We start from the raw sequence: 7,871 nt of genomic DNA, 5'->3' as shown, positions 1-7,871 counted from the left end.
TGTGAAGTTGCACATATCTTGATCCCCCTAAATCCCCCTTGAAAAGGGGGACTTTGATAGATGTTTTTCCGGTTCCCCCCTTAAAAAGGGGGGTTAGGGGGGATCGAATTCTATGCAGCTTTATAAAAAATTGGTATAAGATATAAATTTTGTTTGTAGCAAACAATTTATTGCTCTGTATAAGAATTTCAAGGGCTAGAGGGGCTAATTACTAGCTCTAATTTGATTAAGCTTTTATACTTATATCAAGCAAATAATAACTGTCTTGGGAATATACAGCGGATTAAAATTTGCTCAATTGCATAAGGTTGCGTCTAAAAGCTAGATATCAAGCTTGTTTGATTGCAGAATTATAATGTAGTAAATAATTTCCGAGCGAACTGGTGTAGAGATGGAACTTTCTTGGGTAACAAGTGTCTATCTAGCTATTCTCAGGGAAAATTCACTTGAAGTTTGAAAGTTAATCGAATACCCTAATCTAATAGACAATTTTCTCAAGGAAATCTATGAACAAAAAAATTCTTCTGAATTTGCTTTCCAGTTCCTCAATTTTTGTGTCGATGATGTCTACGCTGGTGGCATTTCATCCTGCCCATGCTAGTAGTAGCATTACACAGCGATTACTGCACACACAAGACGGTCGTACCTGTATCACTAACCCACATGGTGGACAAGATTTTGTGTGCATTCGAGATTCAGAGAGAAAACGTCCGTATACCTCTAAAAGTTCCTCAACAATTGTCACATCAGTATCAGATAAGAATATTGCGATGTTGAACTTTACTGAAGAGGAAAGCGATGCTGCAATTAGAGTATTTGGTTGCGACTGTCCATTATGTATAAATTCTTTGCGTCAGTTGCAGGGTACTGGAAACTTGGTGTACTAAGATTGAATAGCGCTGATAGCGACTATAACTTTTGTTAGATACACGCGATTAATCACGCATAAAAAATATACGAAACCAAAAAAGCATTTTTAACTAAGTACCACTACTTTTATTTGATAATATGTAAGTTCATTGCTGGGGCAATTCATGAATTGCCCCAGCAGCAACTATTTTTGCATCAGTACTGAGAGAAAAAGACCCAGAGAAATTAATATAGCTGTAGTCACATAGGTTAGGAGAGTGTTGATTGCTCAAAGCCTTGAAGCAACTTGGTCTATATTCAGCACGGGCTAAACCTTAGCTATCTGCTAACAGCACTCCTGAAGGGCATGGGGTATAAGAGGCAGAGGGGCAGGGGAGCAGAGGAGCAGAGGAGAAATAATAACTCCTAACTCTTAACTCCTAACTCAGCACTCAGAACTCAGAACTCAGCACTTTGCTATAAATACCTGTGTCTGCCAAAGCGTCCTATTTATTCAACCACCTCATTCACAGGGAATCTATCAATCAACTGCATCGCGCGATAGGCATTGCGTTGGAAAGAATCTGGCAAATGGGGAACGTGGGGTATTTGTGATAACAAATCCAACGTCCGCCGTAAAATTCTCACCACATCGCCTTCATCCAAAGTGGTGTTTTCGCAGAGTTCTATCCACTCCATTCCAAGCGCCCATTGTTCCACTATGGCAATTAGCTCAAATTCCAACCAAATAGGCAGCGCCACATTATAACGCCGTTGTAGTTGGAACATTTGGCGGCGAATTCCCCGCAATTTTGCCAAGGCTTCTGCAACTTCATTACTGAGGTCAAAGTTAACCTTGCTATCTGGACGGGGCGTTTCCATCACCAAAGCGGCGGCTGCTGCTGCTAAATGATGCGGGTCTAAGTTATCCAATTCGCCGCTAGCGAATACTAAACCTAGCCACAATTCATTCTCGCCTCGAATGGCGGCAGCAATTTGCCCTAATTGTGTGGGGACTAAGTTATCCAAAGCGCCAAAGTGTTGCAGAATTGCGATTAAATTCAGAAACTCTTCCCAATGACGTTGTGACTGTTGCTCTACTTGCCCTTGCAACTGTTCGAGTTCGGCTTCTAGTTCGACATAGCGGGCGCGGCGCTTGAAAAGCGTTGCCGCATTGCCTGATTGATGTAGGGGATGAGCTTCTAATTGCTCTTGGACGGCGGTAGTGCGACTGAGTTGTTCTGCTACTTCTGGTGCTAGATGCAAAGATTCTATCGGATCGGGAATACACGTGGCGATCGCAAAGCTTTCTTCGTTACCACGGCGCGATTGTCCTGGCTTCAAAGGCATCTCTGGTGGTGGTAATACATTAGGCGGCACTTCAATTCGTGGCAGTTCGGCATACAAATTGACTACATCCCCTGTAGTTGCCACATACCAACGGTTATCGTGCCCCAAGCATACCAAGTAAGGAGCTTGACCAGAACCAGGTGATTTTCCGACTAAAACTGCGGTTACAGGTGAAGACACCATGATATTTTTGCCTTTGAGACTTAACAGAGTTCCTGACACTGCAAAGCCCAACATCATTACCAATTCCTCTTGGCGGTCTTCTTGTGCTTGCTCTTGCAAGGTTTTCAATATCTGGCGTTCCACCTTTAGACGTTGCCGCAATTTTTCATAAATAGCCAGTTCATTTTCATCAACTGCGGCAATTTGCTCATGTAATTGAGCTAATTGGGTTTGCAATTCGGCAATCTCATCGTATTCTGGCCGTAAATGCAAGGTCGCCATGTACTGCCCAAAACTGCGCTCTATCAGTTCCCTGGTTTGCTCTAGGGTATGGGTTTGCAGCAAGTTGAGTACCATACCATAACTGGGCGTAAACTGGCTTACTAGAGGGTCTGGCTTGGATGTTCCCAAATACGCCGCTTCTTTGGCTCCTTCAAAGGGAGTTTGGACTGTCACCACATGACCTTGTTTATCCATCCCCCGGCGGCCTGCTCGTCCCGCCATTTGCAAAAATTCGGAAGCGTTCAACAGGCGGTGTCCGGTGTCAGTCCGCTTGGAAAGGGTAGAGATTACCGTTGTCCGGGCGGGCATATTAATTCCTGCTGCTAGTGTCTCGGTGGCGAATACTACTTTAATCAGCCCTTGCTGAAATAGTTCTTCTACCAATGCTTTCCAAGCAGGTAAAATTCCGGCGTGGTGGGCAGCAATTCCTCGGTACAGGGGGGCAATTTGTCCAGAACGCCCAGCTTCGGGATTGCGGGCTAAAAAGTCATCAATCTGTTGCCGCAAAATCTGAGACTCTTGATTATTTACCAGCCATAAATCACCTACTTCCGCCACCGCTTTATCACATCCCCGGCGGCTGAAGATAAAGTAAATCGCTGGTAGCATATCCCGTTGCTCTAATTGGCTGAGGGTAAAAATTATACCTGGAGCTTCCGGTCTACCATTTCTCCCCCTATCCCTTTCTCCCCCTCTCCCCTTTTTCTTCTGAAGAAGGCGGGGGTTAATTTTGGTTTTGCTATCATTCAGCAGGGGAAATAATCCTTTAGGATTGCAAAAGTGAAATTCCAGGGGGACTGGGCGAAAATCGGAGTAAATCAGGTCTGTTGGGCCGTGAACGCGGTTTAGCCAGTCGGTGAGTTGATCGCTATTGGCAACCGTTGCTGAGAGGGCTGCTAGTTGCACTTCACGGGGACAATAGATGATTGATTCTTCCCAAACAGTACCGCGCTGGCGATCGTTCATGTAGTGGCACTCATCAAGGATCACCGCTTCCACGTCTACCAATGAGATGCCGATTTGCCCAATGGGTGTGCCATAGAGCATATTTCGGAAAATTTCTGTGGTCATCACCAAAATCGGTGCATCTCTGTTAATCGAAGCATCTCCAGTTAACAGTCCGACTCGATCGAAACCGAATTTTTCTCGAAAGTCACGTAATTTTTGATTCGACAGCGCCTTCAGGGGAGTAGTATAAAACACGCGTTTTCCTCGCGCTAGGGCGCGATAAATAGCGTATTCCCCGACTAATGTTTTCCCCGAACCTGTGGGGGCACATACAACTACGGAGCGCCCAGCGTTCAGGGACGCGATCGCTTCTTTTTGAAACTGATCCAGTTCAAAGGGAAATATAAACCCTAAGTCAAGTTCTGGAGACGGTGCAGGATAATTCACTCAATCACATTTGCAACCAGATTGTTTACTATACTAACGAGTCTTTTGTCAACTTCGTTAGGGGGAGTTGGGAATTGGGGATTGGGTACTGGTGACTGGGTATTGGGTTTTTGGAAAACTTTTTTCCAGTTCCTAGCCCCTATTCCCTAGTTCCTAGTCCCCAGTCCCCAGTCCCCAGTCTCTCATTTTCCCAGTTCTTGCGATCGCTCTGTGGCAGCTTTAACTGCTTCAATTAAAGCGGAACGAAATCCTGCCTGTTCTAGCTTGGCAATCCCCGCAATGGTTGTACCGCCGGGACTGGTAACGCGATCTTTGAGTTCTGCTGGGTGTATTTTGGTTTCCTGCAACAGTTTTGCTGTTCCCAGTACGGTTTGCAAGGCTAGTTGATTAGCTATTGTTCTAGGTAAACCTGCGGCTACTCCGCCATCTGCAAGTGCTTCTACCATGAGTGCCACGTAAGCGGGGCCGCTACCAGATAGCCCTGTAACTGCATCCATCAGCCCTTCTGAAACTTCTACGACTTCACCCACAGCAGAAAAAACTTGCTGTGCTATTTGGTGATGCAAGGCATTGGTATATGCACCTAAACAAATCGCGGTAACTCCTGCTCCCACCGTTGCTGGGGTGTTGGGCATTGCTCTAATCACTGGCAATTGCACAAATGCAGCTTCTAGCTGACTTAAGGGCACACCCGCCAAAATAGAAATGATGAGAGGTGAATGTTCTCTATTAAGAATATCAATATCTGCTAATTCTTGAGCGATCGCGCTAAACACCTGCGGTTTTACTGCCAAAAATAGAACTTCTTTTGCTTCAGTGAAAACCTGGCTATTATCTGTCGTTACAGCAACACCGTATTGCTGCTTTAAAAAATCTAGGCGTGAAGATAGTGGTTCGCTAACTATGACTTCTGATGATTGATAAATTCCATGCGCGATCAGGCGGGATAAGAGCGCTTCTCCCATTACCCCACCACCAATTAGGCCAAATTTTATAGTCATTAGTCATTAGTCATTGGTCATTAGTCATTAGTCGTTTGTCATTTGTCACCATGAGCAAAACTCAGGACAAATGACAAAGGACAAAGGACTAAATACTAATTTAACTTTATTGTGCCATCCGGTTAGTTTCGTTGCCCCAGGTTTGATTTGGAGTACCTGTTGTCGGACGAGAGGGACGTACTGGTGGTTGTGGTACTTCATGAAGAACGCCACCTTGGGTGCTAACTTGGACACAACTTGGTGTAAACAAAAAGATGCTCTCACCGATGCGCTCTTGATGTCCATCTAGTGCGTAAGTACCACCTGCTACAAAATCTACTGCTCGTTGAGCTTGATCTGGGTCCATGATTGTCAGATTTAATACCACTGACTTGCGTTCGCGCAACGCTTGAATTGCCTGGGGCATTTCTTCAAAGGTGCGTGGTTCGAGTACTAAAACTTCCGAAATTCCGTTAATTGCTCCTGGCATACCAATCACATTCCCCATTGGCTTTGAACCTGCTGTCATATCATCTCCCATTGTAGGCACTGGTTCCCGCCAGCGTCGATTTTGAGCGGCTGGACTCTCTTGTGGTGCTGGCTGGGGATTTTCTTGCTGATACAGATTTTGGTAATTATTATTATCTGTTTCTGGTTCTTCTTCGTAATACTCGTATTCCACTTGCTCATTTAGACCCACAAAGTCTCTGAGTTTGGAAAATATGTTGTTCATTGTATGTGTACTCTCCTGGTGCGAATAGCCTGTATTGACTTGGCTGAGGATTGATTGAGGTAAGAACGGTTGCTACATCGGTGGATACTTCAGCAACTTTATTGCTAGTTGTAGCCTATATTACGAGTTTTGGCGATGAACTGACACTTATTGGAAAGGTCTGTGCATCGCCTAAACATAATAATGAGTCAAGATTATATCCTAAGGTTTATCCAAAGGAAACTTCTTTATACCTCATTTTTTCTTGGCGATTGCTCTTGTCAATACTATATCCTTTGTTTCCGATTGCACCAGTCTGTTACAAAATTCTTGTCATCAAATCTTTAGCTTCTATTAATACCCAAGAGTAAAGCTGATGATTAATCGGCTAATAGCGATCGCCAAACAATATGGTTCCTAATCGTACCATCGTTGCGCCTGCTTGCACCGCCAGTTCGTAGTCGCCTGACATACCCATAGATAGGTGCTGCATTTTAATATGCGACCAGTTTTGCTCCTGGATTTCTTTGGCTAGCTGACGATTGCGATTAAACACACTGAAAATTTCAGAATCATTTAATCCTGAAGGCGGAATTGTCATCAAACCTTGAATTTGTAAATTTTTGTAAGAATTGAGTGTGGGTAAATCAGTTAAAAGTTCTGGTACACTCCAACCAGACTTGTTGGGGTCGGGGAGAATTTTCACTTGTAAGCAAACCTGGGGACTCACTCCTAGCTGTTGCGCCAATTGGTCTAAGCGCTGTGCCAGCTTCAAATTATCTACGGAGTGAATCCAAGGAAAATGCTCGATGGCTTTTTTGGCTTTATTGCTTTGCAAATGTCCAATAAAGTGCCAGGTAATATCCGGTAAATCTTGCAAATCGGCTTGTTTGCTGGCAGCTTCTTGGATACGACTTTCCCCGAAATCACGAATTCCTGCATTGTATGCAGACCGAATGGACTGGGCAGATACTTGCTTGCTAACAGCAATCAATTTGACTGACGTTGGCAGTGAGGAACGAATGGAAAGAATACGTTCGGAAATCGAACTGTTCATTGGAAGGTGCGTTGGAAAACACTCTGAAGCTGATCGTACTCCTGAGAATGCCCACTGCGCCGCAGGGTACGTAATCGATTTTCCAACATCATTCTTGCCTCAGTACGTCCTAGAGACTGAAATTTAACACCTTTAACATCATTTGCCACCAAAAAAAATAAGCGTTGGGCATAAAGTGTGGTGAACAAATCCTGGTTCTCATCAACCATACAGATTTTGTAGAGTAAACCCCAAGTTGGATGGTTTATGTAAGTTTCTGCGTTTTCTGGATTCATTTAAGAGTCAAGGTGTAGTCAAGGTGGAAGTATATATATCTTTTCGCAGTGAATTCCAAACATTCAGACGATAATACCAACATTCGTCAGAATATTTGGTTAAAATGCGAAGCTGCGGTTACGAAGACCTCGATCTAGTTCCTAATGGGCAGATGAAGCTAGTGGTAGTGAAGCGCAATAGTACAACAGAAGCCGCGAAGCGTAGATTCAAAGAGTAGAGGCTGTTTGACAAATATCACCATCTGCTTTGGTGACTTCAATTTAGCAATCTGTAGGGACAAGGCACAAAATATTGCCGCTTTTCTGGTTGAAAGTTCGACGTGGGAAGGAAAAACACCCTTTGAAGTTCCCAACGGCAACGGCGAATTTTTCAACTTCTTTCCATACTGCCACAACTGTCGCCCAATGGCACAAAATTGGGATTGGGGATTGGGTACTGGGTACTGGAAATAAAACTATCATTTATGCAAAAGTCTATCGATTATCCAGTATTTTCAGTGGTGCAATTTGTGCTTGAGCATTGTGCAGAGATTCATAAGGGTACTCGGTCAAAAATCTTAAGATTAGTTTGTAGTGTTCGCGTAAGGCTGGTTAATAGCTAAAATCTACAGAAAATGGTAGGGGATCAATTTTATGGCTGGGTAGCTGTTCAAATTACCCTATCATATTGTTATAGCAACCGCCAAGGCGGTTAAGCGATAAACTGGAAGTAGACCTTGATGAAAGCTCCAGTAGAACCTCTGGGAAACTGATGCCCAAACCTTATAGTTATGACCTCCGGCAAAAAGTGATCCAAGCAATCTTGCTTG

At 44.1% G+C, this 7,871-nt stretch carries 7 protein-coding genes; 2 read left to right on the top strand and 5 right to left on the bottom strand.

The genetic code is table 11. The annotated features are described in order from the left end of the window. Positions 1-506 precede the first annotated feature (506 nt). Positions 507-887, top strand: a complete 381-nt coding sequence (locus RMY32_RS22755) for a hypothetical protein (RefSeq protein ID WP_322714870.1) — start codon at positions 507-509, stop codon at positions 885-887. A 472-nt stretch (positions 888-1,359) separates the two neighbouring features. Here RMY32_RS22755 and RMY32_RS22750 read toward each other — a convergent pair whose 3' ends face one another. From RMY32_RS22750 to pipX, 5 genes are all read right to left on the bottom strand, one after another. Beyond that, on the bottom strand, positions 1,360-4,038 hold the full coding sequence (locus RMY32_RS22750) for an RNA helicase (RefSeq protein WP_322714869.1): 2,679 nt from the start codon (positions 4,036-4,038) through the stop codon (positions 1,360-1,362). Between the two features lie 182 nt (positions 4,039-4,220). Then, complete coding sequence (gene proC / locus RMY32_RS22745) at positions 4,221-5,039, bottom strand: pyrroline-5-carboxylate reductase (RefSeq protein WP_322714868.1); 819 nt, start codon at positions 5,037-5,039, stop codon at positions 4,221-4,223. 106 nt (positions 5,040-5,145) lie between these two features. Next, positions 5,146-5,751, bottom strand: a complete 606-nt coding sequence (locus RMY32_RS22740) for a cell division protein SepF (protein WP_322659462.1) — start codon at positions 5,749-5,751, stop codon at positions 5,146-5,148. Between the two features lie 367 nt (positions 5,752-6,118). Beyond that, positions 6,119-6,787 (bottom strand): YggS family pyridoxal phosphate-dependent enzyme, encoded by a 669-nt coding sequence (locus tag RMY32_RS22735; protein ID WP_322714867.1) that lies wholly within the window; start codon positions 6,785-6,787, stop codon positions 6,119-6,121. After that, positions 6,784-7,062 carry a transcriptional coactivator PipX gene (gene pipX / locus RMY32_RS22730; protein ID WP_069068710.1) on the bottom strand — a complete coding sequence of 93 codons (279 nt, stop codon included), beginning with the start codon at positions 7,060-7,062 and terminating at the stop codon, positions 6,784-6,786. Before pipX ends, RMY32_RS22735 begins: the two co-directional genes overlap by 4 nt. Before the next feature lie 225 nt (positions 7,063-7,287). Between pipX and RMY32_RS22725 the strand changes: the two genes are divergently transcribed. Continuing rightward, positions 7,288-7,515 (top strand): hypothetical protein, encoded by a 228-nt coding sequence (locus RMY32_RS22725; RefSeq protein WP_322714866.1) that lies wholly within the window; start codon positions 7,288-7,290, stop codon positions 7,513-7,515. Positions 7,516-7,871 lie beyond the last annotated feature (356 nt).

Origin of the sequence: Nostoc sp. ChiSLP03a, assembly GCF_034531215.2 — a bacterium.
In the GTDB taxonomy this organism is placed as follows: Bacteria; Cyanobacteriota; Cyanobacteriia; order Cyanobacteriales; family Nostocaceae; genus Nostoc.
Note: the sequence above shows the minus strand (reverse complement) of the source record. Positions and strands in the feature narration are given on the sequence as shown.